This is a genomic window from Nocardia rhizosphaerihabitans (assembly GCF_014646295.1).
GTDB lineage: Bacteria > Actinomycetota > Actinomycetes > Mycobacteriales > Mycobacteriaceae > Nocardia > Nocardia rhizosphaerihabitans.
Genome location: NZ_BMNE01000009.1, coordinates 67,141 through 93,421, shown reverse-complemented (window position 1 = coordinate 93,421; position 26,281 = coordinate 67,141). Strand labels below are relative to the sequence as shown.

At 68.9% G+C, this 26,281-nt stretch carries 17 protein-coding genes; 7 read left to right on the top strand and 10 right to left on the bottom strand.

Going from position 1 to position 26,281, the window contains the following annotated elements; translation table 11 throughout:
* Positions 1–12 precede the first annotated feature (12 nt).
* Positions 13–894 carry a siderophore-interacting protein gene (locus IEY60_RS29665; protein WP_229740238.1) on the bottom strand — a complete coding sequence of 294 codons (882 nt, stop codon included), beginning with the start codon at positions 892–894 and terminating at the stop codon, positions 13–15.
* Positions 895–908: 14 nt separating this feature from the next.
* Positions 909–1,523, bottom strand: a complete 615-nt coding sequence (locus IEY60_RS29660; protein ID WP_189033817.1) for a TetR/AcrR family transcriptional regulator — start codon at positions 1,521–1,523, stop codon at positions 909–911.
* 59 nt (positions 1,524–1,582) lie between these two features.
* On the opposite strand from IEY60_RS29660, the gene IEY60_RS29655 reads away from it, so the two are divergent.
* The gene (locus IEY60_RS29655) at positions 1,583–2,047 is read left to right on the top strand and encodes a nuclear transport factor 2 family protein (RefSeq protein WP_229740236.1); all 465 of its coding nucleotides are present in this window, start codon (positions 1,583–1,585) and stop codon (positions 2,045–2,047) included.
* A 9-nt stretch (positions 2,048–2,056) separates the two neighbouring features.
* Here the strand turns inward: IEY60_RS29655 and IEY60_RS29650 are convergent, their stop codons facing one another.
* Genes IEY60_RS29650 through IEY60_RS29625 form a run of 6 tightly spaced genes read right to left on the bottom strand, consistent with a single transcriptional unit; the run spans position 2,057 to position 13,365 of the window.
* Positions 2,057–2,518, bottom strand: a complete 462-nt coding sequence (locus IEY60_RS29650) for a VOC family protein (protein WP_189033816.1) — start codon at positions 2,516–2,518, stop codon at positions 2,057–2,059.
* Positions 2,515–3,348: an alpha/beta fold hydrolase gene (locus tag IEY60_RS29645; RefSeq protein ID WP_189033815.1), complete on the bottom strand. Its 834-nt coding sequence runs from the start codon at positions 3,346–3,348 to the stop codon at positions 2,515–2,517. The genes IEY60_RS29650 and IEY60_RS29645 overlap by 4 nt, the downstream gene beginning before the upstream one ends.
* 45 nt (positions 3,349–3,393) lie before the next feature.
* Positions 3,394–4,827: an MFS transporter gene (locus tag IEY60_RS29640; protein WP_189033814.1), complete on the bottom strand. Its 1,434-nt coding sequence runs from the start codon at positions 4,825–4,827 to the stop codon at positions 3,394–3,396.
* Complete coding sequence (locus IEY60_RS29635; protein ID WP_189033813.1) at positions 4,824–5,522, bottom strand: DUF3108 domain-containing protein; 699 nt, start codon at positions 5,520–5,522, stop codon at positions 4,824–4,826. Before IEY60_RS29635 ends, IEY60_RS29640 begins: the two co-directional genes overlap by 4 nt.
* 14 nt (positions 5,523–5,536) lie before the next feature.
* Positions 5,537–6,931: a condensation domain-containing protein gene (locus tag IEY60_RS29630; protein ID WP_189033812.1), complete on the bottom strand. Its 1,395-nt coding sequence runs from the start codon at positions 6,929–6,931 to the stop codon at positions 5,537–5,539.
* Between the two features lie 20 nt (positions 6,932–6,951).
* Positions 6,952–13,365 (bottom strand): type I polyketide synthase, encoded by a 6,414-nt coding sequence (locus IEY60_RS29625; RefSeq protein WP_189033811.1) that lies wholly within the window; start codon positions 13,363–13,365, stop codon positions 6,952–6,954.
* Between the two features lie 317 nt (positions 13,366–13,682).
* Here IEY60_RS29625 and IEY60_RS29620 point away from each other — a divergent pair, with 317 nt between their 5' ends.
* A complete protein-coding gene (locus tag IEY60_RS29620) occupies positions 13,683–15,878 on the top strand; it encodes an MMPL family transporter (RefSeq protein WP_189033810.1) in 2,196 nt (731 codons plus the stop codon).
* Positions 15,879–15,920: 42 nt separating this feature from the next.
* Here the strand turns inward: IEY60_RS29620 and IEY60_RS29615 are convergent, their stop codons facing one another.
* Positions 15,921–16,958 (bottom strand): alpha/beta hydrolase, encoded by a 1,038-nt coding sequence (locus IEY60_RS29615; protein ID WP_189033919.1) that lies wholly within the window; start codon positions 16,956–16,958, stop codon positions 15,921–15,923.
* Positions 16,959–17,375: 417 nt separating this feature from the next.
* On the opposite strand from IEY60_RS29615, the gene IEY60_RS29610 reads away from it, so the two are divergent.
* Positions 17,376–18,599: a PucR family transcriptional regulator gene (locus IEY60_RS29610; RefSeq protein ID WP_189033809.1), complete on the top strand. Its 1,224-nt coding sequence runs from the start codon at positions 17,376–17,378 to the stop codon at positions 18,597–18,599.
* Here IEY60_RS29610 and IEY60_RS29605 read toward each other — a convergent pair.
* A complete protein-coding gene (locus IEY60_RS29605; RefSeq protein WP_189033808.1) occupies positions 18,594–19,814 on the bottom strand; it encodes a PucR family transcriptional regulator in 1,221 nt (406 codons plus the stop codon). The two genes, IEY60_RS29610 and IEY60_RS29605, sit on opposite strands and share 6 nt — an antisense overlap.
* A 161-nt stretch (positions 19,815–19,975) precedes the next feature.
* On the opposite strand from IEY60_RS29605, the gene IEY60_RS29600 reads away from it, so the two are divergent.
* From IEY60_RS29600 to IEY60_RS29585, 4 genes are all read left to right on the top strand, one after another.
* A complete protein-coding gene (locus tag IEY60_RS29600; RefSeq protein WP_189033807.1) occupies positions 19,976–21,418 on the top strand; it encodes a class I adenylate-forming enzyme family protein in 1,443 nt (480 codons plus the stop codon).
* A gap of 89 nt (positions 21,419–21,507) precedes the next feature.
* Positions 21,508–23,319, top strand: coding sequence for a DUF3556 domain-containing protein (locus tag IEY60_RS29595; RefSeq protein ID WP_189033806.1), 1,812 nt, complete (start codon positions 21,508–21,510; stop codon positions 23,317–23,319).
* Positions 23,214–24,764 carry a phytoene desaturase family protein gene (locus IEY60_RS29590; RefSeq protein WP_373291788.1) on the top strand — a complete coding sequence of 517 codons (1,551 nt, stop codon included), beginning with the start codon at positions 23,214–23,216 and terminating at the stop codon, positions 24,762–24,764. The genes IEY60_RS29595 and IEY60_RS29590 overlap by 106 nt, the downstream gene beginning before the upstream one ends.
* Positions 24,765–24,948: 184 nt before the next feature.
* The gene (locus tag IEY60_RS29585; RefSeq protein WP_189033804.1) at positions 24,949–26,166 is read left to right on the top strand and encodes a sensor domain-containing diguanylate cyclase; all 1,218 of its coding nucleotides are present in this window, start codon (positions 24,949–24,951) and stop codon (positions 26,164–26,166) included.
* The last annotated feature ends 115 nt before the right edge of the window (positions 26,167–26,281 follow it).

The following is a 26,281-nucleotide window of genomic DNA, read 5'->3' as shown; positions in this document are numbered from 1 at the left end:
GCGGCCCGGTGGTCAGTCCTCGTCGACCAGCGGCTCCCCGGCGACGGCGCGGCGCACCTTCTCGCGGCCGTTGTCCTCCTCGTTGCGACCTTGGCGCCAGTAGCCGGTGAACGTGATCGCGCGCTGGTCGATCCCCCGATCCCGGACGAGATTGCGCCGCGCGAGCTTCACCAGGGTCGCCTCGCCGGAGATCCACGCGTAGGGCACACCCTCGGGAAGCTCTGCGGCGCACACCGTTTCGACGACCGCCTCCCCATGGGCGCGGTCACCGCGGTGCACCCACTCGATCCGCACATCGGCGCCGGTGTCGAACCGCTGCTCGTCCTGAGGTCCCGCGACCTCGATGAAGGCCCGCACCGTCACCCCCGCGTCGAGACGCTCCACGATCGCGCCGATCGCCGGAATCGCCGTTTCGTCGCCGACCAGCAACTGCCAGGCCGGATCCGGCTGCGGGCTGTACAGCGCACGCGCCGGGCAGAGCAGACCGATCTCGTCACCGGGCGCCGCCGCGGATGCCCAGTCCGAGGCGGGCCCGGCATGGTCGGGATGCAGCGCGAAGTCGATGTCGAGTTCGCCGAGCGCTGGTCGCTGCGCCCGGATCGTGTAAGTGCGCATCGGCGGCCGGATCTCGTCGGGCATGGCGAGATACCTTTGGTACCAACTCATTACGCCACCCACGGCGTCGTCGACCGGCGGCGGTACGGCCGGACGCGCCTGACCCGGCAGCGGGAAGAACAGCTTGGTGTACTGATCGGGCCCCACATCGGCCAGGGCGGCGGGATCCGCACAGGTGAGCGTGATCCGGACCATGCGCGGGGTCAGCCGCACGACGCGACGAACCCGCAGAGTCGCGTAGGCCATGGTCGAACGATTCGCGGCGGTGACAGTAGCCATTAGGCAAGGCTAACCTAGCTATGTCTGCGGTCGACCGCCAGACCGGAGATCAGCTGCTCGATCACCGAGCGAATGGCCGCGATGTCCTCGACATCGTCGCTGTTCGCCAGATACTGCGCCGCCTCGTCGAGGGCGCCGACGACGACCAGCGCCAGGGGCCGCACCGGCTGCGCACGGACGCGACCCGCGGCGATGGCCCCGGCCAGAGCGTTTTCCACCAGTCCGATCGTGTGCCGGAGCTCGATCTCGCGCCACCGGCTCCAACCGAGGACCGCGGGGGCGTCCAGCAGCGCGATCCGCCGCACTTCCGGAGCGGTCGACGCCTGCAGCCACGCCAGGCAGCCCACGATCAGACTCGCCACCGGATCATCCGACCGCGCTTCGGCGACCGCGGTGGCGATCACCTCGACCAGGTCGCGCTCGAGATCCTCGAACACCGCCTCGAACAGATCGCGTTTCTCGCCGAACTGGTGATAGAGCGCACCACGGCTGACCCCCGCCGCCTCCGCGACCGCGATCGTGCTCACGGCCCCATACCCGTACTGCCCGAACAGTTCTCGCCCGGCACGAACGACAGCGGAACGCGTCGCCGCCGAGCGTTCGGCCTGGGTTCTGCGGTCAGGGTTCATGGCGACGTCGAAGTCTAGGGCAGGACTGCGGTCACGGCGGATCCGAGGCCCTTCGACCCTTGACCGACTACACCGCGTTCCGGGAACATACAGTCACCCTGTTTGTATCTTGGAAGGGGCTTCAGCCCATGTCCGATGCCACCAAAGATCTGTTCGAGCGCTATCACGCCTGCTGGGCCGACCGCGATCCCGACCGCATCGTCGAATTGCACACGCCCGATTCGATTTTCCACCTGCACTCCGGCGGCAAGCCGGCGCACGGGCGCGCCGAGATCCGCACCGCCGCCGCGGAAACGTTCGCGCTGGTCCCGGATCTGACGTTCACCATGGTCGATCTCCGGGTCGGCGACGACTTCTGGGTGGTTCAGTGGAAGCTGTCCGGTACCTCGGTCACCGGCGGCGCTGTCGATGTGGACATCGCGGATGTGGTGCTGGTCGAGGACGGTGCGGTGCGGGAGAAGCACACCTATGTCGACGGTGTCGCGATGCAGGCCGCGTTGTCCGTTCCCGCCGAGACCGCCTGAACCCCGGGATCAGTCCAGGCAGAACTCGTTGCCCTCGGGGTCGGCCATGACGATGAAGCCGGTGCTCATCGGCGGGTCGGGTTCGAACCGCTGTCTCCGGGTCGCCCCGAGGGCGACGAGCCGTTCGCACTCCGCCTCCAGCGCCACCATCCGCTCCTCCCCCGACAGGCCTGGCGCGGCACGCACGTCGAGGTGGACGCGATTCTTGGCGACCTTGTCCTCGGGGACCTGCTGGAAGAACACGCGCGGTCCGTGCCCGTCCGGGTCCTCGATGGCCGACCTCGTATTGCGCTGATCCTCCGGCACCCCGATGCGGGCGAGGAATTCCTCCCACGCGGCCAGCGGATCGGCGCCCGCGGGCAGTTCCACGCCGGGCGGGCCGGGGTGCACATATCCCAGCACCTCGCGCCAGAAGGTCGACAGTGCTCTCGGGTCGTGCGCGTCGAAGGTGATCTGGATGTGGCGGCTCATCGTGTTCCTCCATTCGCGTAGTCGATCGCGGAAAGGATGGCGTCGGTGACCGTTTCGGGTGCTTCCACCATGACCAGGTGGCCGGCGCCCTCGACTTCGATCGCCCGCACCGGTTTCAGTGTCTTGTTCAGCGTGGCGCCCGCCCGTGCCGAGAGCACCTTGTTGCGAGTGCCCCAGACGGTCGTGATCGGCGGGAAATCAGTGGGCGGGGAGAAGGTGTCCAGTTGCGCGAGTCGCGGGATCTGGCGGGAGATCGCGGCGGTCACCATCAGCCTGCGACGCTCGGTCCACCGGGTCCGCAGGTGTGCGGCGGTCTCGGCGGTGTGCGGTCCGGCGGTGGCGATCTGCTCCGCGACGATCAGCCCGGCGAGCGGGCCGGGAATCCGCACCACCGACAGCAGCGAGTCCAGGTGCAGGTATCGGCCGAGGAGCGCGGCCAGGCCGGTGCGGGTCGGGCGCAGGGTGGCGGCGGTGAGCGGGCTGCTCAGTACCAGCGAGCGCACCAGTTCGGGGTGTTTCTGCGTGAAGAGCAGCGACAGCGCGCTGCCGAAACAGTGCCCGACCAGCGTCACGTCCCGCAGGTCACGGTCGGCGAAGAACGCCTCGAGCATGGCGAGGTAGTTCTCGAGGGTGTAGCCGTCGTCGGGCGCGTCCGAATCGCCGTACCCGATGAGGTCGATCGCGAGCACCCGGTGCGACTGCCGCAGTTCGTCGAACTGGGCACGCCAGATGGAGCGATCACCGCCGAGGTTGTGCAGGAAGACAACCGGTGGCCCCGATCCCGCCTCGTCATAGGCGATCGAGGTTCCGCCGATTTCGAAAAATGGCATCGTCTGATGCCCCCTTCCCTCCACCTCGTTGTGGTGTCACTCACGCTAACCGACAGTGGTGACAGGTGCCCGGCGGTGTTCGGTCATAGCCAGGGTCGCGACGGCCAGGATCATCGCGACGACCGCGACGGCCGCCATCATCATGATGCTCCCGCCGAGGCTGTGTGAGCGGAAGAACACCGTAGTCAGTACCGCCAGGCCGACGGCGTTGCCGACCTGCTCGACGGTCGGGAGGACACCGGAGGCTTCGGCCATCCGGTCCGGATCCAGCCCGGACAGCATGATCGGTTGCAGCTGCACACCGAACAGCCCGACGCCGAAGCCGGCCAGGAAGACCGGGCCCGCGGCCAGGAGTGGGTTCATCTCGCCGGACGTGAGATGCAGGTAGACCGCACCCGCGGCCAGGCACCCGCCATACTGTGCGATTCCGGCAGCCAGAGCCCGAATTCCCCACCGGTTCACCAGAATCAGCGAACCGATAGCGCCGCTACCCGCGCCGAGGGCGAACAACGTCATCACCAAACCGGTCAGCAGCGGCGAGTAGCCGAGAACGTCCTGCATGGTGATGGAAGCGGCGAAGACGAACGCGGTGAACAGCCCGAAGAAAGCGCCGACCAAGAGCGAGCCGATCCGGAATCGGCGGTCGTCGAACAGGTCCAGCCGCACGAGAGGGTGCCCACCCCGTGCCGTCCGCCGCCGCTGGTGGACCAGGAAGACGATGGTCAGCACGAGACCCGCGCCGATCAGCACGACCAGATCGAGTCGCCAGCCGTATTGCTGGATCTCGGCGAGCGCGGAGATCAGCGCGAACAACCCGACGGCCGACAGTGCGGCGCCGCCGAGATCCAGCCGTTGACGCCCCTCGGGCACTCCCCCGCGCAGGTATCGCCAGGCCAGCGCGAACGCGAACACCCCGATGGGCAGGTTGATCAGGAAGACCGACCGCCAGCCCCAGCCGCCGAGATCGACGGTGAGGAGCACCCCGCCGACGATCGGACCGAGCATGCCCGCGAATCCGGCGACGCCACCGTAGAGCGCGAAGACCAGCGGGTGCCGTTCCCGCGGGAAACCGGCGGTGAGAATCGCGATGGTCTGGGCGGCCATCCCCGCCCCCGCCGCACCCTGGACGACCCGCGCGATCACCAGTTCCGTTGCCCCGCTCGCCAGTCCGCACCACACCGACGCAGCGGTGAAGGCGGCGACCGAGGCCAGGAACATCGCCCGCCGACCCACCATCGCACCTACGCGCGCGGCCGTGAGCAGGGTGCAGGCGAAGGCCAGCGAGTATCCCGAGATGACCAGCAGTTGGGCCGATCTGGACGCACCGAGATCGGCGGTCAGACTCGGCAGCGCGGTATTGATGATCGTCACGTCGATCATCTGCATGAAGACCGCGATCAGGCACGCCGCGAAGGCCAGCCAGGCGGTGTACTCCTCACGCAGCTGGGTCTTGATGGTCGCGAGTCCCGCCCCGCTCATGCGACGAGTTCCATGACCGCCCGGGGAGCCGTCAGTGACAGCTGCGTCGGAAAGCTCATCCGCACCAGCCGATGGGGCGCCGCCTCCTCGAAATGCGCGACGAAAGGCGGCAGCACACTGCCGATCACCTTGTCCAGCACCGTGTTCACCTGCGCGAACCCCGGCCGGAGCCGCACCTGCCAGCACGGCACCGACCCGGCAGGCGCGTCGACCGTCGTCTGCTTCTCCACGCGGGCGACCAGCGGCCAGTGCACCGAGAACGCCAGCCACACATCGATGGTCTCCACCAGGCCCTCGGTGAAGTCCAGTCCGCGCAGCAGGGTCAGCCCACCGGCGATCGGCATCACAGTGAGCGGGAAAGGCGCCGGCCCGCTGCCGAATTGCAGATGCTCGGTGTCGACGAAGTTGGCTTCCTCCCGCGAGACCACCGTCTGCCCCGAACGGGTCTCGGCGCGATAGTGCTCGGCACGTAACCGTCCGCCGATCCGGCCGAATCGCTGTTCGATGGTCATGGCGAGATCCGCGCCACCGAAGACCCGCCCACCCGGACGCGCGTCGAGAACCGTTCGGTACCCGCCTTTTTCGCGGGTCACGACATGGGTCATCTCGAAGCCTGGCGGCTCGCCGACGAGACCGACGGTGTAGACCGACTTCTCGCCATCGGGAATGAACGGGTCACGAAAGGCGGTGTGCACACGGGCTCCTCGGGTCAGCTGGGTTCGGCCGCGATGGCCGGGAACACCGATTTCATGGCGGTGAGATAGCGGCCCACCGATTCCCGCGCGACGGCGGTATCGGGGAAGATGACGCTCAGCGAGGTCCCGCTCGGCAACCGGTTGATCCAGATGAGCACCTCTTCGGACGCGGCCCGATTGGCGAACACCCCGGCCTCGATCTCGTCGAAGAACTCGTGGCCGACGAAATCGCGGGCGTCGATGAACGAGATCATCGGCGTCACCCAGCCCGGCTCCGCCTTGATCTCGGAGTCGGCGGGCAGCAATTCCAGCACCCGGTGAAAGGACGTGGGCGCCAGCCGGAGTCCGTTCTCGTAGGCCCGCTGGGCGATGGTCAGCGCACGCGAGAGCGGTGTGCGCCGTCCGAGCGGGAAGGCCACGGGCACCAGCGTCACGTACCAGCCGACCGAGGCGTTCTCGGCGGCCGAGGTGCGCGTGCTGATGGGTGTCATGCCGAAGTAGTAGTCGGAGCCGGTGAGGTCGCGTTCGGCCAGTGCCGCGGCGGCGAAGGCGCCGCCGACGAATTCGGCGCCGTTGGCCCGGCAGACTTGCTCGAACCGGTCCCCTTCCTCGGTGTCGAGCAGCTCGATACTGCGGTGCGCACTGCGCTGGTAGCCGTCGGAGCGTTTGCCCAGGTCCAGCGGGAACGTCGGCAGTGCGTTGTCGTTGCCCCGCACCAATTCGAGCCACTTCTTCACCCCGGGCGACGCCAGCGTCAACCGGTCGCTGTAGGCACGCTCGGTGACGCAGTAGTCCAGATAGCTCGCGGCGGGCAACGGTGGTTCGGCCTCGCCCCAGATCTGCGCGGCGTAGAGCTGGGCGAAGTCCGCGGCGGAAAGATACTGCCCCAGTCCGTCGGTGTGCAGGTGGTCGACCGCGAGGTAGACGGTGGTCGACTCGCCGTGCTCGATCGCGCCGAAGGTGAAGCAGTCCCACTGGAACGGGTCGGGGGTGGTCTTCTCGACGTGGTTGCGAATCGCCGCCGGGTCGTCGATGTGGCCGTAGTCGATCGGCTGGAAGTCGACGTCGTCCGGGGGAACGAGGTGCCGCCGCACCGTGCCACCCTCCACGTCGAACCAGGTGCGAAAGGTGTCGTGGCGCAGCAGGAATGCGTTGATCACCCGGGTCATGGCGTCGCGATCCAGGTCGCCGGTGGGAAGCTCGGCGGTGACCAGGCACAGTCCCGAGAAGCGGAAGTTCGCGCCCGAATGCCGGTCCGCCAGGCGCAGATACTGTTCCTGCTGGAGCGAGGGCGGTGCGGGATGTACCGGCGCCGCCGCCGCGCGCCGGATCGATTCCGGTGTGGCGAACCAGGTCACGAGCCGGCCGGGGGACGGCTCCCATTCGTCGATCAGTCCGAAGTTGACCACCGTGATTGCCCCGTTCGTCCTCAGCGCGAGACGGCCAGCGCGTGGTCGCCGACCACCTCACGTGGCTCGACCACCCAGTTCTCCTGGTGGCGCTCTTCGCGGTCCGGAAGCGGCTCGGCCACAACAGGTTCGGAGGCGAGGACCAGTTCCGCCACCTTCGGACCCGCCTGTTCCAAGCTGAACGACCGGCCCATCTGCAGTGACATCAGGTCGATGCCCAGCGTCTTGGTCACCCGGGCGCCCAGCTCCACCGCCATCAACGAGTCGAGGCCCAGCTCGGGCACCGGAATCGTCATATCGATCGACTCCACCGCCACACCCATGACCACGGCCAGTTCCTCGGCCATCAGCCGGGCGATGTGCGGGCCGCGCTTGGTCTCCTCCATGGCGGCCAGTTCCTCGCGGAGCCGGGCCAGTTCGGAGGTGTCCTTGGCGGAGGCCTGAGCCAGGGCGATGGTGCGGCCGGTGCGGGTCAACTGCGGGAAGGTGCCGGTCAGCTTGCCCCAGTCGGTGGGGATGATCGCCGCGCGCGTGACCCCGAGTCGGAGGGTCTGTTCCAGGTACGCCGTGGCATCGGCCATGTCGATCGGCCCGAAACCCACCAGATCGAGGTATTTCTCGGCGGTTTCGTCGGCCGCCATGCCGCCGGTCGCGCCGGAGAGGTGACCCCAGCCGACGCACAGCGCGCGCTCGCCTGCCCTGGTCCACTGCTCGGCCAGCGCCTCCACCGCGACATTGGCGGCGCAGTAGTTGTACTGGCCGTAGATGCCGTACATCGAACCGCCCGAGGAGCACAGCACGAACATGTCCAGCGTGATGCCCGCGTCGGCGACCGCCTGGTGCACGACCTGCGCACCGTGGACCTTCGGCCGGTACACCCGGTCGAGCTCGTCGAATTCCATCTTGCCGAGGCGATTGTCGGCGACGGCGCCCGCCGCATGGAACACCCCGCGCAGCGGATGCTCGGGGCTGTGCGCCCTGGCGACGACCCCGGCGACGGCCGCGGTGTCGGTGACGTCGACGAGTTCCTCGATCACCTCGAGCCCCAGCGTGCGCCAGGCCTCGAGCTGCCGCCGCGCCTCCTCGGTGCGCGCACCGCCGCGCCCGGCCAGCACCAGCCTGCGGGCGCCGCGCAGCGCCAGCCAGCGCCCGATCGCCAGCCCGAAGCCGCCGAACCCTCCGGTGACGAGATAGCTTGCGGCGCTGTCGATCTCGACGTGCGGAAGATAAGGTCGCACGGCGGGCTCGGGTGTATCGATCCGTACCGCGATCCGCGCGAGCCGCGAGGACCGCAAGGTCTCCTCGAAGGCCTTGCTGACCTCCTCGGTCTCGAACATCTGGTATGGCAGCGGCGTGTAGGTACCCTCGGTGACCTTCTCGAACACCCGCTCCAGCAGGCGCGCCAGCCGCTGCGGGCGCACGGCGACCAGGCGGTCGAGGTCCATCGAGTAGTAGGCGAGGTTCTTGTCGAAGTTGGCCAGTTCCAGCAGACCGCCGGTGTAGATGTCGGCCTTGCCGACCTCGACGATCCGGCCGAATTCGGCTGCGGCATTGAAGTTCTGCCGCAGTATCTCCCCGGGCGCGCTGCTGACGATCACGTCCGCGCCCGCACCGTCGGTCAGGGCCAGCACATCGTCGACGAAGTTGAGCGAGCGCGAGTTCACCGCGTGATCGGCACCCATGGCCAGCACGTGGGCGCGCCGCTCCGGCGTGCTCGCGGTGCCGATGATGCGGGCACCTTGTGCCTTGGCCACCTGGATGGCGGCCGTGCCGACACCGCCCGCGGCGCCGTGGATGAGCACGGTCTCGCCCGGTTGCAGCCGGGCCAGATCGAGCAGCGCGTACTCGGCCGTGCCGAAGGCGATGGTGCTCGTGCAGTGGCCGGGATCGGTGCCTGCGGGCAGGGCGACGACGAGCTGCCGGTCGACGACGGCGAACCGGCGCATCATGCCCTTGGACGCCACGGCGACGAGGTCACCGGCCGCGACATCGTCGACGCCGGTGCCCACGCGGACGACGGTCCCGACGCCTTCCATGCCGGGGACGGTGCCGAAGTAGGTCGGTGCGAGTTCCCGTTCGCCGAGCAGCCCGATGATCTTCAGCGGGTCCTTGTAGTTGAGTCCGATGACCTGCATCCGGACTTCCACTTCGCCGGGACCGGGTGCGGGGCGCGGGCATTCCCGCCACGCCACCTGCGACAGCAGCCGCGTCCGCGGTGTGTCCAGCTCGAAATTCGCCTCCGGGTCGGTCAACGGCTCTGCGGTGTCGAGTCTTTCGAGCCGCTCCGGCAGCGGCTTGGTCACCACCGGCGCCCACCGTTTTCCGGCGCGCAACAGCACCTCGTCGCAGTTGTCGTGGGAGAACGCGCCGGGTACCGCGAGTTCGGCGACGACATCGGCGACCGGGGTGGCGGGTTCGGTGTCGACCAGCCGCCAGCGCAGCGGTGTCTGCTCGTTGAGCAGCACCCGCCTGGCCCCGGCCAGCGCCGCATGACGCGGATCGGGCGCGACGTCGCTGTCGGGCAGGGTGAAGGCACGTTCGGTGACCAGCGTCGCGTGCACGACCCCGTCACCGAAAACAGACTGCGGCGCACCACCTTCGACGGGTGGATTGGCGAATTCGTCCACGGTGACCGCGATCCGTTTCAGTGTCCACAAGTAGGCCAGATCGTCGGTCACCTCGCCGACCACGACACAGACGTGCAGTCGCTGCGCCGGGTCGGTCGTCGCGTCGCGCAGCCTCGCGACCAAGCCCTGTTCGAGCGCGGGATCGGCCGGATGCGCGACATACACCTGCGACGACGGCACCTCCGCCGCGAGCTCGACCGCCAGCCTGCTCTCGCCGAGCGCGACGATCAGCATCGATGCCGGGCCCGCATCCGCGAACGCCGCCGGGTCGACGGGATCGCGTTCCTCCATCGTGTCGCCGTAGTAGAAGTCGGCCATCCGATGCAGCGGGTCGTCGCCGGGTTTCAGCGCGCCGATCTGCAATCCGGTCAAGCGCGCCACCAGGTTCCGGTCCTGGTCGAGCAGCTCCACATCGGCGCGCAGGCGCGCGTGCGGGTCGCGCCGGGCGACCACGGTGACGGTCTCGGGAAGCTCGGCGAGCAGGCGCACCGCCGCGACGCCGACGGGCACCATCACCCCCTCGTTGATCCGCTCGTCGGCGAACAGCATGGCGGCGCACTGCATGGCCGCGTCGACGACGGCCGGGTGGGCCAGATGCCCCGAAGCCGCGGCGATGCTGCCGTCGACGGTGGCGACCACGACGTCCTTGCCGACCCGGACCGAGGTCACCCGCTGGAACGAGGGACCGTACTGCAGGCCCGCCGCGGCCAGGCCCGCGTAGAACATCGCCGGGTCGACATCGACACCGACGTCGATGGTGGGCACCGTGACCGTCGTCTGCTCGTGACTGCCGGTCAGGGTCCGGCCCGAGGCGTGCACGGTCCACGCGGTCCCGGTGGCACTGCGCGACCTGATCAGGAAGCGGCCGCTGGCCTCCTCCACGCTCATCGCCACGAGCGGCACATCCGGTGCGCCCATGATCAACGGTGCGACGAACCTGACCTGTTCCAGTGCGACCTGTTTCATCCCGATCCGCGACGCCGTGGCACTGAGCGCCGCGTCGAGATAGGCCGCGCCCGGCATGATCTTGATGCCGTTGACGACGTGGTCGGCCAGCCAGGGCAGCAGTTCGGTGCCGACCTGCAGCAGCCATTCCGGCCTGCCCTCCACGTCCGGGTCGCCGAGCATCGCGTACCCGTCGGGCGTGCCGAGCCTGGCCTGTTCGAACAGTGGCAGGGCGGCGTGCAGGCGCGTGCGCTGCCACGGGTACCGGGGCAGCGGCAGGTGCGGGGTCGCGGGCCGGTCGGCGGGGAACAGCAGGTCCCGGTCGAGGACGCCGGCGGCGTGCAAGCCGATGAGCGTGCGGCGCAGGCTTTCCGAGTCGGACTGTTCGCGGTCCAACGTCGCCACGGTCGTGCCGTTCACATCCGCGTCGAGCAATGCTTCGCGAATATTGCCAGACAGCACCGGATGCGGACCGACTTCGAGGAAGATCCGGCTGCCCGCGCCGATGAGGCGGCCGATGGCATCGAAGAAGCGGACGGGCTGTCGCACATTCGACCACCAGTATTCGGCGTCCCAGTTCGCCTCGGTCACCAGCTCGCCGGTCACCGTCGAATACAGCGGCACGGTGGGCTGTCGCGGTGTCAGATCGGCGAGCACGGTGCGCAGTTCGTCTTCGATCGGTCCCATCAACCGGCTGTGATAGGGCACCTCGACCCGCAACCGCCGCGCGAAAACTCCGTCTTCGGTGAGCTTTTCGGCGATCTCGTCGAGTCGTTCGGCGTCGCCGGACAGCGTGACGGCGGTGGGGCTGTTGATCGCCGCGATATCGATACCCGGTTCGCCGGCGACGAGCGCCTGCGCCTGATCACGGGTCGTGCCGACGGCGAACATCCCGCCGGTGCCCGCGGTGGTCGCTTGCAGTCGCGCGCGGTGGTACGCGACGCGCACCGCATCGCGCAGCGACAGCATCCCGCTCACATAGGCCGCCGACACCTCGCCGACGCTGTGACCGACGATGGCGGCGGGGGTGATGCCGCGCGCGGCGAGCTCGCGCACCAGCCCCACCTGGATCAGGAAGTTCGCCGGCTGCGCCACTTCGGTGCGGGTCACGCGCGACTCGTCCTCGGGCCGCAGCAGTTCCTCGACGATCGACCAGCCGGCGACCGCGCGGAACTCGGCATCGATCTCCGCGGCGGCAGCGGCGAACACCCCGCCCGCGGTCAGCAGGTCCCGGCCCATCTTCCAGTGCTGCGGGCCCATCCCGGAGAACACGAAGACCGGCTCCGCGGTACCGGAGACGATGGTGCGCGACGCGTCACGCCCCTCCCCCGCCGCGTACTTGCGCAGCTCCCGCACCAGGTCCTCGGTGGAGTCACCGACCAGCACGCCGGTACGGAACGGGTGGTGGGCCATCCGAGTCCACGCCGCTTCCGCGAGGTGGTCCGGGTCGGCGCCCGCGGCGAGCAGGTCGGCGAACCCGCCCGCGAGCGCACGCGCGGCGGCGGTGCTGCGGGCCGAGATGGGCAAGATGCCGAGGTGATCGCCGGCCGCGGCCGGGGGCTGTCGTGGTCCGGCGAACTCGGTGAGGATCGCGTGCGCGTTGGTGCCGCCGTAGCCGAAACCGTTGACCGCCACCGACATCGGGCCCGCGCCCAGCGGCAGCGGCCGGGCGTCGACCTGCACGTGCAGGCCCAGTTCGCCGAACGGGATATCCGGGTTCGGGGTGTCCAGCCAGCCCTGCGGCGGCAGGGTGCGGTGGCTGATCGCCAGCGCCGCCTTGATCACACTGGCCACGCCCGCCGCGGCCTCGGTGTGCCCGATCGTCGCCTTCACCGAACCGACCCCGACGGTCCCGGTGCGCCCGGAGGCGGTGCCGAAAACCCGGCCCAGCGCCCGCAATTCGACGGGATCGCCGACGAGCGTTCCGGTGCCGTGCGCCTCCAGATAGGTGATCTCGTCGGGGGCGAGCCCCGACCGGGCACAGACGGCGCGGGCCAGCGCCTCCTGCGAGTCGACGTTCGGCACCGTGATGGCGGTGGTGCGCCCGTCCTGATTGGCGCCGGTGGCCTTGACGACCGCGTAGATCCGATCGCCGTCGCGCACCGCGTCGTCCAGCTTCTTCAGCACCACCATGCCTGCGCCCTCGCCGCGGCCGTAACCGTCGGCGGCGGCGTCGAAGGACTTGCAGCGGCCGTCGGTGGCGAGGAAACCGCCCTTGCACATGAGGACGAAGGTCTCCGGCTGCAGCATCACGTTCACCCCGCCCGCCACGGCGACGCGGCAGTCGTCGTTCGCCAGCGCCTGACAGGCCAGGTGGAACGCCACCAGCGATGACGAGCAGGCCGTGTCCACGGTGATCGCGGGACCGACGAGGTTGAGCGCGTAGGCGATCCGGTTCGACAGCATCGTGTAGGACGCGCTCGCCGGGGTGTGCATGTCGGTGTGGAACAGTGCCGGACCGACGACACCGATGACGGACTGGTCGACCACGAACCCGCCGACGTAGACGCCGACCTGTTCGCCGGCCGAGCGTCCCGCGACTCCAGCGTCGTCGAGAGCCTCCCAGGTCACCTCGAGCAGCAACCGCTGCTGCGGATCGAGGACGGTGGCCTCGCGCGGGGAGATACCGAAGAAGTCGGGATCGAACTCCCACGGATCGGTGGTCATGAACGCGGCGCGTTTGGTGTAGCTGCGCCCCGGGGTGCGTGGCTCGGGATCGTAATATCGGCGGTAATCCCACCGGTCCGCCGGAATATCGACGACACCGTCGCGCTTGTCGACGACGAAGTCCCAGAACGTTTCCGGCGAATCGATGCCACCCGCGAAACGACATCCGATACCCACAATGGCAATGTCCGACACGCAATTTCCTCTCGGCGCCACGGTCGATTTCCCGCGATCTTCCGCATTCGACCCCTGATGCCAAACGTAGGAGCCCACCGCCGCGACATCGGCGCGAATCCGGACGTCTGGAAACTCCGACGGGTTCTGCGGCGAGGCGTTGTGACGGTGCCCAATCCCGCCACCGCGGGGGTTCAGGCGGGCTGAAAGGTAAGGATCACAACAGAATTCGGACACCTGTTGTGACCAGCCGGAACGTTCGCTTTTCGCCGCCTCGGCGGCCGTGGACGGTGACATGTTCGACCAAACCGAGCAGCGACGGCAGGCGGGAGGCGACCGTGTTCGCCGAGTTGACACAGTGGGCCGACATCATGGTGCGCAGGCGATGGACGGTGATCGTGGTGCTGGTGGCCGGATTACTTGCCCTCGGCGGGTACGGAATCGGTCTCGGCGAGCACGTGAGTTCGAGCGGCTGGGACGATCCGTCGTCGGAATCCGTGCGCGCGACGCAATTGCGTGACCGGACATTCGGGCGCGATCACAGCGGCGACGTCATTTTGTTGTTCCACGCACCCGAGGGAACAACGATCGACGATCCGGCATTCGCCGGCACCGTCGTCGCGCAGTTGAACAGTCTGCCGCAACGGTTCCCGAACGAGATCGATCGGATCAACGGCGCCTATTGGCCGACCGACACCGGCCTGGCACTGCCCGACATCTTCGGGTCGGCGGACCGCGCGCACGCCTTCGCCTCGGTCGCCGTCAGCGGCACCGACGCCACCACGCAGATGCGCAACTTCCGCGCGGTCGCCTCGGCGTTCGAGTTCCCCGGCATCGATGTCGAGGTCGCCGGTGGGCAGCCGGTGGCGGGTGCGCTGAACGACACCATGGCCCACGATCAGCGGCGGGTGGAACTGTTCGCGATCCCGGCGGTGGCGGTCCTGCTGTTCTTCCTGTTCGGTGGCGTCGTCGCGGCGGCGCTGCCGCTGATCATCGGCGGGCTCACCATGCTCGGCGCGTGGGGTCTGCTGCGGCTGCTGACGACGGTGGTCGAGGTGAATTCGTTCGTCTCCCCCGTGGTTTCGATGATCGGCCTCGGCTTGGCGATCGATTACGGGCTGTTCGTGTTGAGCCGGTTCCGGGAAGAGCTCGCTGCGGGTCGCGAGGTCGACGACGCGGTGCGGCGGGCGATGTCGACCGCGGGCCGCACCGTGCTGTTCTCCGCCACGATCGTGGCGGTGGCCGCCGCGGCCATCCTCGTGTTCCCGCAGGGCTTCCTGAGGTCGTTCGCCTATGGCGCGATCATCACCGTCTCACTGGCCGCGCTCACCTCGATCACGCTGCTGCCCGCCCTGCTGTCGGTCATCGGGCGGCGGGTGGACCGGTTCGGCGTCGACTGGTTCCGCAAGACCGCTCCGCCGGACCAGGTGGCCGGGAACCTGTGGGGCCGCGTCGCCGACGGTGTGATGAAACGTCCACTCGCGGTGGCGCTTCCGGTGTGTATCGGCTTGCTGTTGCTCATCCTGCCGATGCAGAATCTGGCCTTCGGGTCGATCAGCGAGCGGTTCCTGCCACCGGAGCACCCGCAACGGCTCGCCCAGCAGCACTTCGACGAGCTGTTCCCGCTGCGCCAGATCGACCCGATCGACCTGGTCGTCGTCACCTTCGACACCAAGTCCGGCGACGCCGTGCTGGCCGCCGCCAACCACGCGCCCGGCCTCGCCACGCCGTTTCCGGCCCTGATGCAGTCACCGTTCCAGCCGCAGGTGCTCACCTCACAGACGGTCCTCGCTTCGTCCGGCGACGCCGAGGCGACCATCGGCTATCTGCGGTCGATGCCCTTGCCGAGTGGGACCACGCTGCTGGTCGGCGGCCAGCCCGCGGTCGACATGGACAGCCTGGACGCGCTGGTCGACCGCCTGCCCCTCATGATCGCGCTCGTCTTCCTAGCCACCACCGCCCTGCTCGCCCTGACCTTCGGCTCCCTCGTCCTGCCGCTGAAGGCCGCCGCGCTCAACCTGCTCGGGCTCGGCGCCACGCTCGGCATTCTCACCTGGATCTTCATCGACGGGCACGGTGCGGACCTGCTCGGCTTCACGCCGCAGCCGATCATGGCGCTGATTCTGGTGGTGATCGTCTCGGTGATCTACGGCCTGTCCACCGACTACGAGGTCTTCCTGCTCTCGCGCATCGTCGAAGCACGGGCGGAAGGCGCGACGACCACCGAGGCGGTGCGGGCAGGCATCGCGCAGACGGGCCGGATCATCACCGCGGCGGCACTGATCCTGCTGGTCGTCACCGGCGCCTTCGCGCTGTCGGATCTGCTGATGATGCAGTACATCGCGTTCGGCATGGTGGCGGCGCTGCTCATCGACGCCACGATTCTGCGGGTGCTGCTGGTGCCCGCGACCATGCGGCTGCTCGGTGACGCCTGCTGGTGGGCGCCCGCCTGGATGACCCGGTCGAGCCGACCCGCTCCCCCTGCCGTCGCGCCCTCCGAAGACTCCGCACCGGTCTCGGCCGAACCACGCTGAAGTTGCCCCTCATCGATGGGACGTTGCGGCCGGGCGCGTGATTCAGCGGGTGAGTGCGGCCTCGAGCAGTGGCCACGATTTGTGCAGGTCCTGTTCCCAGTAGCCCCAGGAGTGGGTGCCGCTGGGCCGGATGTCGAAGGTGGCCGGAATATCGAGCTCCCGCAGTCGATCCCGCAGTTGCCGCGTGCACAGATCGGCGACCGCGTCCAGGACACCGCCGATCAGCAGCTGGTCGGCCAGCTTCACCGGATTGCGGTGAATTCCCGGGCCGTCGAGGGTGTCCAGCGATCCCGGCCAGCCGTTGCCGGTGGCCACATAGACCGCGGTCCCCCGAAGTTCGGCAGCCCGCAGGTAGGGGTCGTTGGCGGCCCAGCGCGGGTCGGTCGGCGGACCCCACATATTGAACGGATTGCCTTGGTGCCCTATCACCACCGCGTCGACCAGCGCCTGACCGCCGGGGTCGCTGGTGCGTACGCAGCCGCTGTAGGCGGCGACCGCGCGGTAGGTTCCCGGTGCTTCGATGGCCAGCTGGAAGACGGCGGCGCTCGACATGGACAGCCCGGCGACCGCGCTCGCACCGGTGCCGCGGAAGGCGGAGTCGACCACCGGCGGAAGTTCTTTCGTGAGAAAAGTGGTCCAGCGGTGTCGGCCGAGCCGAGGATCGTCGGCCAGCCAGTCGGTGTAGAAGCTCGCCCCGCCGCCGACCGGCATCACCACGGTGACTTGTTTGTCGGCGAAGAACTCTTCGACGTCGGTCTTGGTGAGCCAATTGCTGCCGTCGGTCCAGATGCCGGTGTCGGTTCCGCCGTCGACTCCGTTGAGCAGCAACAGGGTCGGCGCGGGACGTGAATTATCCGCCGCCGGAAGCACTTCCACCGCGATGGACCGGCCCATCGACTCCGAGTGCACCATCAGGTCGACCAGACGCCCCGGCCCCTGGCGCGCGGTGACCAGGCGAGACCCGTTGGCGGCGGGTTGCGCCGCCGCCATGGCCCGCACGGGAACCGGGGTGTCGACGGGAACGTCCGGCGCGGCCATCGCGTCACTACTGCTGACTCCCAGCACTGCGGCGACGGTCATCACGGCGACACGGGTGCCTGCCGCCAGACGGAAACGCTCGGCGTGGTCGATACCCACACGGCACCTCATCATCGGATGCGAGAACGGCGATTTCCCGTCAAGGTACGGCCGGATTTCGCGGGACCGGGATCAGATATTCCGAGTCTGGGCACCTTCCAGGTGCGGCCGTCCGCGGTCTGGTGCCGACCACAACATGTCGATGCAGCACAGGAAACAACGTCCGCTCAAAGGGATCACCGAAAACTGAGCATCGGTCTCCGAAATGCCGATCCAGATTCTGCCGCCAGCTGTCGTTCACGGAATATTCGCAGATCAGAGCCCTGCGATGAGATCAACGGGACGCTGCCGAAGAGGAGTAGAAGGTGAGCAGTCGCTCAGCCTACAGTCGTGCACACAGCGAACGAGGAGGAGTCGACGATGACCATCCACCTGGACCATCCACCGATCTCGCGGCCGATGCGTGATCTGCGTACCCGCCCGGGCAGGCTCGTCGGCCATGTCGCCGACGACGCCGCGGCCCACCGGCCCCGGCCGGTCGACGCGACCGCGGGCGAGAACGCCGCGGTGACCCGGATCTGCGTGGACATCGCCGGCGAGATCCTCGACGGCCACGACGTCGCGGAGAAGGCAGACCAGCTCGCGGTGGCCGCCGCGGGCTGGGCGCACGACGGGATCCCGATCGACATCGTCCTGCACGCCGTCCACGAAAGCCTGCGCCGGAGAATGGAGTTCGCCTCGACCGACGATCACGCGAGTCTGCTCGACGGATTCCGCCAGGCCGTCGCCACCTCGGATCTGATGTGCACCACCGTGTCCCGTGCCTACATCAGGGAGCACCGCGAAGTCGCGAGCGAACACCACACGGCGGTCCACACGCTCGCCTCCGCGCTACTCGCGGGAAAGCCGACCGCGACGATGGCCCGCGAGTGCGGAATCGCTGTCGCGGACGCGTATTCGGTGCTGGCGCTGTGGATCCAGGCACATCCCGACGAGCACGACTCCCGGATGGACGGCGCTGTCGTCGCCCGCCGCACGCTGCGCCGGGTGCAGGCCGCGCTCGCGCAACGCTGCGGCGAGCGGGCGCTGGCGCTGCTCTCGGTCGACGGCGGCACCCTGCTGATCCCCGCGAATCTGCTGGCCGGCAAAGAACTCGACACCCTCGTCGAGTCACTCTCGCGCGCCGCGCGCGTCGACATCATGGCGGCGCTGGTGCCCGCGGCGACCGACGAGATCCCGGCGGCGGCCGAGCGCGCACACGAACTGCTGGACATGGTCGAACGTCTCGACTGCCCGCCCGGCCTCTACCGGTTCGCCGACCTGGCCCTGGAATACCAGCTGACCCGCCCCGGCCCCGGCCGCGCCGAACTCGGAGAGCTGCTGCGCCCGTTGGACAATCACCCCGAGCTCTATGAGACGCTGCGCGTACACATCGCCAACAACATGAACCGCCAGCGCACCGCCCGGCTCCTGCACATCCACACCAACACGGTCGACTACCGCATCCGCCGCGTCGCCCACCTCACCGGACTCGACCCCGCACAGGGCTCGGGACTGTGGCAGCTGCGCTCGGCGATGATCGCGCGCAGCTTCCACACCCGCCCGCCACGGCACCGCCGCGCGCATCTGAGGGACCGGTCATGACCTAGGTAGCCCTAGCTGCGCGCAGGCCAGCAGCGCCACCTCGATGTCGAGCCTGCGTTCGGTGAGCGGATGGCCCAGCAGCTCTTCGGCTTTGCGCACTCGGTAATGCACGGTGTTCTTGTGCACGTGCAGCCGGGCGGCGGCGTCGGTGTAGCTGCCGCGGGCGTCGAGGAACGCGCGGACCGTTTCGCGGAGGCGCGCGGCGGTGTCGTCCTCGGCCATCAGCCCGCCGAGCACCCGGCTCGCCCACGCCTGCACCTCGGGCACGCGGTCGGTGAACAGGGCGGACAGCGCCACCTCACGGTAACCGGTGAGCCCGCGCCTGCCGGTCGCCAGCGCGACGGTGCGTGCGCGCTGGGCGTCGCGGAAGGTGCGGCGGAAACCCTCGAGGCCGCTGGCCGGATCACCCAGGGCCAGACACAGATTCGGCTGGGCGCGCAGCGCCCGGACCAGTTCCTCGGTGTCGAGCGCCGGGCGTGACACCGAAGAGATCCACACCCACCGGCTGTGGTCGTCGGCTTCGACGGTCATCGGCGTCTTGCCGGTCGCGGCGGCCAGCAGGGCGGTGCCCGCGCGCAGCACCGCGCCGGGTTCGCGGGTGCCGGGCGGGGTCCACAGCATCGCGAACTGATGCCAGCCGCGCAGCGAGGTCGACAGCATCTGCTCGGCCGAGGACACGTCGAGATCGTCGGCGTCGAGCACCGCGCGGACCTGGGCGGCGCGGGCGGCGTCGGTGCGCGCGTCCCAGCGACGGCGTTCGCTCGCGTAGATGTCGATCAGGCCCTCGATCACCTGGTCGATGTAGCTGTTGACCAAAAACGCGATGCGCGCCGCGGCAGCAAGGGCGACATCGGTGGGCGGGTTCAGCTCGGCCAGCTGCGTCATCGTCCACTGTACGAACATGTTCTCGCCGAGCCGGTAGGCGCGCAGCAGCGCCTCGAGCGACAGGCCGTGCTGGGCGAAGCGGCGGGCGTATTCGGCGGCGGCGGGCGGCACCGTGATGTCGTCGAGGCCGATGTCGAGGGTCAGCATGTCCAGGATCGCGGCGAGGTTGGAGTCGGTGCTGGCCACCATCAGCCTGCGCACCTCGTCGTCGTGCCGGAATTCAGGAATGACCTCGACGAACATCGAGATCATCGTCGGCGCCAACCGCTCCAGATCCGTCTTGATCCGCAGCGCCACCTCCCGCACGAGCGGATCGTTGTCGAGAGCCATGGCCGCAGACAGTACCCCCGGTGAGCGGGCGAACGGCGCTGTTTGTGCTCGTGGCACAACACCTCGCCGCAACGCTGGTCCGCGGGCCCGTAGTCGGCGCCGTATCCGCGCCCTACCTTGAGATATGTAATCCAGATCACATTCATCTCCGGTGAGGAATCATGCGACACATCGCCGAATTGCCCGACGTCAGAGCCACGGCCGACCCGCACGGGCACAGCGTGGCCGACGACACCAGCGCGCTGTCGAACGCGCAGTTCCTGGCGCGGGTCGAGGCGGCCGCCGCGGTCCTGCACCGGGCGGGTGTGCGGGCCGACGATGTCGTCGCGGTCGTGCTGCCCAACCGGGTGGAACTCGTCGTCGCGCTGTTCGCCGCCTGGCGGCTCGGCGCCGCGGTCACGCCGGTGAACCCGGGTCTCACCGACGACGACATCCGCTACCAGATCCAGGATTCCGGCGCCGAGGTCGTGATCGGCGACCCCGATCGGGCCGCGGTCACCCTCGACGTCGCCGCACTGGCCGAGCCGGTGGGCCCGGTCGCCGTGGCCACGCCGCACAACAGCCTGGCGCTGATCATCTACACCAGCGGCACCACGGGCAGACCCAAGGGCGTGCTGCTCGGGCACGAGAATCTCGCCGCCATGTGCACGATGATCATCGATGCGCTCAGCCTGGACGACGGCGATCACAGCCTGCTGATCCTGCCGCTGTTCCACGTCAACGGCATTGTCGTCAGCGTGCTGTCCCCGCTGCTGGCGGGCGGGCGCACCACCATCGCGGGCAAGTTCTCCGCGTCCGGGTTCTTCGACATCGTCGAACGGGTCCGTCCCACGTACTTCTCGGCCGTACCCGCCATCTACGCGATGCTGGTGGCCCAGCCCGACGGCGAGCGCCCCGACACGTCCTCGCTGCGGCTGGCGATCTGCGGCGCGGCGCCCATGCCCGCCGAACTCATCGCCCGCTTCGAGCAGCGCTACGGTGTCCCGATCGTCGAGGGCTACGGACTGTCCGAGGGCACCTGCGCCTCCACTCTCAATCCGGTGGCGGGCCCGCGCAAGCCGGGCACCGTCGGCGTACCGCTGCCCGGCCAGACGGTGGCGATCATGAATCCCGACGGCGAGCCGGCGGCGCCCGGCGAACCCGGGGAAGTCGTCATCAGCGGCCCGAACGTGATGCGCGGCTATCTCGGCAAGCCTGCGGAAACCGCCAAGACCGTGGTGGCGGGGCGGCTGCGCACCGGCGACGTCGGCTACTTCGATGCCGACGGCTACCTGGTCCTGGTCGACCGTATCAAGGACATGATCATCCGGGGCGGGGAGAACCTGTACCCCAAGGAGATCGAGAACGCGCTCTACCGCCATCCGGCGGTCCACGAAGCCGCCGTCGTCGGCGTGCCCGACGCCGTGCTGGGCGAGGTACCCGTCGCCCACGTGGTGGCCGCGCCACACGCCACGGTCACCGTCGAGGAGCTGACCGCGCACTGCCGGGCGGAGCTGGCCACGTTCAAGGTGCCCGCCGCGATCGTGTTGACCGCGGAGATGCCGCGCAACCCCGTCGGCAAGATCGACAAGAAACAGCTGCGGGTCATCGCCGCACGCGTCTGAGCGGTTCTGCACCAGCTCAATTCGAACGAAAGACAGACTTTCGGTCGCGGTCGTCCGCGCCCGGAATCAGGGAAGAAAGGGATCGAGCCATGGGATTCAAGACGGGAGATTTCCCGCCGGTGGACACCGACACATTTCTGGATCTACCACTGCGGGAACGCATGCGGACGCTGGCACTGCACTGGGCGGAATACGGTTTCGGCACGCCGAAGATGATCCACACCATCTACATCGCGAAATTGCTTGTGCTGTATATGTTCGGCGGCGTCCTGATCGCCACGGCCACCTCCGGTACCGGCCCGTTCTGGGATGTGGCGCAGTGGTGGAACCAGCCGATCGTCTACCAGAAGCTGGTCCTGTGGACGGTGCTGCTCGAAGCGATCGGTGTCGCCGGTTCGTGGGGACCGCTGGCAGGCAAGTTCAAGCCGATGACCGGCGGCGTGCTGTATTTCGCCCGGCTGGGCAGCATCCGCCTGCGGCCGTGGCATCGGGTGCCGTTCACCGACGGCGACTCGCGCACCCTGCTGGACGTGGTGCTGTACCTGAGCTTCCTCGCGTCCCTGCTGGTCGCGCTGCTGGCACCGGGACGGACCACCGCCGCGCTGCTGGAAGCGTTGCCGGACAACACCTCCGGGCTGGTGCGCCCCGCACTGCTGATCGCGCCGATCGTGCTGTACATCCTGTGCGGACTGCGCGACAAGACGATCTTCCTGGCCGCGCGCGGCGAGCAGTACCTGCCCGCACTGCTGTTCTTCGCGGTGCTGCCGTTCACCGACATGATCATCGCGGCCAAGCTGTTGATCGTCATCGTGTGGGTCGGTGCCGGTGCTTCCAAGTTCGGCAAGCACTTCACCAATGTGGTGCCGCCGATGGTCTCCAACAGCCCGTCCATGCCGTTCCGGTCGATCAAGCGCGCGCACTACCGTGACTTCCCGCGCGATATCCGCCCCTCGCGCGTCGCCTCGTTCATGGCACACGTCGGCGGCACCACCGTCGAGGTGATCACCCCGATCGTGCTGCTGTTCGCGACGAACTACTGGCTGACGCTGGCAGGTGTCGTGATGATGGTGGTCTTCCACCTGTTCATCACCTCCACCTTCCCGCTGGCGGTGCCGCTGGAGTGGAACATCCTGTTCGCCTATCTGACCGTCTTCCTGTTCCTCGGCTTCCCGAACTCGGCGGGCTACGGGGTGTTCGACATGTCCTCGCCGTGGCTGACGGTGGCGATCGCGGCCGGGCTCGCCTTCTTCCCCGTCCTGGGCAATCTGCGCCCCGACCTCGTGTCGTTCCTGCCGTCCATGCGCCAGTACGCGGGCAACTGGGCCTCGGCGCTGTGGGCCTTCGCGCCCGGCGCGGAAGCGAAGCTCAACACCATCGCGCGGCGTCCCGCCGACAATCAGGTCGACCAGCTGCTGGCCATGGGATACCCGCCGGCGATCGCCGAGATCACCATGCAGCAGACCATCGCCTGGCGTTCCATGCACAGCCAGGGCCGCGGGCTGTTCTCCCTGCTGTACAAGCACATTCCCGAGATCGATCGCTGGACCGTGCGCGAGGCCGAGTTCGCCTGCAACTCGCTGATCGGCTTCAACTTCGGTGACGGCCACCTGCACAACCTCGATCTCATCGACGCGGTGCAGGCGCGGGTCGGGTTCGCACCGGGAGAATGGATCGTGGTGTGGGTGGAGTCGCAGCCGATTCACCAGGACACCCAGCAGTACATGGTGGTCGACGCGGCGCTGGGCGTGCTCGAACGCGGTACCTGGCGGGTCGCCGACGCGGTCGAGGCCATGCCGTGGCTGCCGAACGGGCCCATCCCGCACCGGGTGACCTGGCGGCGCGAGGACGTCGGCGGCACGGTCACCCCGCACCAGGACACCGTGGCCCAGCCCGCCGAATAGCGAGCGCGGATCGAGAACGAGAGGACGAGTCGATGACAACGGCGACTGTGATCGGCAGCGGCCCCAACGGACTGGCCGCGGCCATCACCCTGGCCAGGGCGGGCGTGGAGGTGACGGTGCTCGAGGCCGCCGACACGATCGGTGGCGGCACCCGCTCGAGCGAGGCGATCGTGCCCGGTCTGCTGCACGACCACTGCTCGGCCATCCATCCGATGGCCGTGGGGTCGCCGTTCCTGCGGCGCGTCGATCTGGAGCGGTACGGATTGCGGTGGGCGTGGGCCGAACTCGACTGCGTCCACCCGCTCGACGACGGCACCGCCGGTGTACTGCACCGCTCGGTCACCGAGACCGCCGCGGGCCTCGGTGCCGACGAACGGTTGTGGCGCACGCTGTTCGAGGGGCCGGTCGCGGGCTACGACCAGACCGGCACCGACATCATGCGGCCGCTGCTGCGGATTCCGCGGCATCCGATCCGGTTGGCGCGCTTCGGCATTCCCGCGACCGCGCCCGCCAGTCTGCTGGCGCGCGCCTTCCGCACCGAACCGGGCCGTGCGCTGTTCGGTGGTGTGGCCGCGCACGCGTTCCACCCGCTCGAGCGGCCGTTGAGCGCCAGCGTCGGGCTCGGCATCCTGACCGCGGGACACCGCTACGGCTGGGCGGTCGCGGTCGGTGGTTCCCAGCAGATCGCCGACAGCATGGCGGCGGTCCTGGCCGATCACGGCGGAAAGATCGAAACCGGCGTCCGGGTGCGCACTCTCGCCGACCTGCCACCCTCTGACCTCACCCTCTGGGACGTCGCGCCGACCGCGGTCGCCGAGATCGTCGGCGACCGGCTCCCGGCCCGAATCGCCCACGCCTACCGGCGATTCCGCTACGGCCCCGGCGCCTTCAAGGTCGACTTCGCGGTCGAGGGCGGCGTCCCGTGGACCGCCGAGGCGGCCCGCCGCTCGGGCACCGTGCATCTGGGCGGCTCGTTCGCCGAGATCGCCGCGACCGAACGCGACATCCACGCGGGCCGGATGCCCGATCGTCCGTTCGTCCTGGTCGGCCAGCAATACCTCGCCGACCCCCAGCGTTCGGCAGGCTCGGTGCACCCGGTGTGGACCTACGCCCACGTCCCGAACGGCTACACCGGCGACGCCACCGAGGCGATCATCGCCCAGCTCGAACGCTTCGCCCCCGGCTTCCGCGACCGCGTGGTCGGCCTGACCACCCGCACCACGACCGGCTTCGCCGACTACAACCCCAACTACGTCGGCGGCAACATCATGACCGGCGCCAAGGACATTCCTCAACTGATCTTCGGCCCCCGAAAGACCCTGCAGCCCTATGACATCGGCCTACCCGGCCACTACCTGTGCTCGGCGGCCACCCCACCCGGCCCCGGCGCACACGGCATGTGCGGCGCCAACGCCGCCGAGCGGGCCCTGCGCCGGTTGCGCTGACCCGCATCGACGCTGTCAGCACGGCGATCAGCACCGACGGCGGCAGCGGGTATGGCCCGCTGTTCGTCACCGCCGACATCGTCCTGCACCGGTCCCTCCCGTCCTCTGTCACTGTGGTGGTAGTTTCGATTGCCGGTGTGTAGCTGGTAGTCGATGCCGCTCGGCCAGGAGGTGGTCTGCCGACATGTCCTGCAACTTCGCTGCGCGGTGGGCGGCGCAGCTGACCGAGGGTGCGGTGCCGTCGGATCACCGCGTGGCGGCGCTCGAGACCTGGACGGATCGGCTGCTCGCGACGCTGGCCACCGGGGCGCCCGATCCCGTCGTCGCCGAGCAGGCCGGGGCCGCCGTCTACGGACTCGGGTGCACCGATCCGGTGGTGATCGCCCGCTCGATGCCGATTCTGCAGGAACTCAGCGAGCACGCCGGTGCGGATACGGCGGCGTTCGGCCTTGTCGCGGGCGGTTTCGGGCACGGGTTCGCCCGCGCGCTGGCGGCGGCGACACCGGCCACCGAGGGGCTCGAAGCGGCGTTCCGGCACGCGTCCATCGCCATCTCGATCGGCGACGCCCACGGCAACATCATCAACGCCAATCCGGCCTTCGCGAGGCTCACGGGCAAGAGCCTGGCCGAGCTGCAGGGCACATCCGGCTTCGAGCTGGCCGACGTCGACGTCCACAGCATCCGCGAACAGGTCCACGGCGAGCTCGAACGCTCCGAGAACGGGACCATCCGACTCGAAGGCGAATACGTGCGTCCGGACGGCACCCAGGGCTGGGCCACGTGGACGGTGACGCGCTGTGTCTCCGCCTCCGGTGGCCGCTACCTGCTCGGCTTCGGCGAGGACACCACCGAACATCGCACCACGACCGATCGACTGCACTGGCAGGCCCACCACGACCCGCTCACCGCGCTACCCAACCGCAGGCATCTGCTCACCCAGCTCGACACCCTCATCACCGAGGCCGGACCGGACGACCTCGCCGCGGTGTGCGCACTGGACATGGACGGATTCAAAGACATCAACGACGCCTTCGGCCACACCGTCGGCGACAGCCTGCTCATCGAGGTCGCCGCACGCCTGCAGGCCTGCCTCGATCCGGAGACCGACGTGCTGGCGCGCATCGGCGGCGACGAGTTCATCGCTGTCCTCCCGCCACCCGCCGACGAGGATCGTGTCGAGAAGACCGTGCACCTGCTCCAGGCGGCCGTCGAGGAGCCCTTCCTGGTCGCCGACCACCAGATCGAGATCACCATCAGCCTCGGCGCCGTCATGTCGCGGATCGCCGGTGGCGCGCCGAGCGATCTGCTCACCGCGGCCGACAACTGCCTCTACGCCGCCAAGGCGCTCGGCAAGAACCGCTGGATCCTGCGACGCTGGGATCCGGTGCGCCGCGGATCCTGAACGGCGACGTACGCTCGGGAGGTGGTGCGGCGCAACAGGTCTGCGGGATCCATCGGCCACACCACCACCGGGAACACTACCAATAATGTTGCACTGCAACATAATTCGAGTTCGC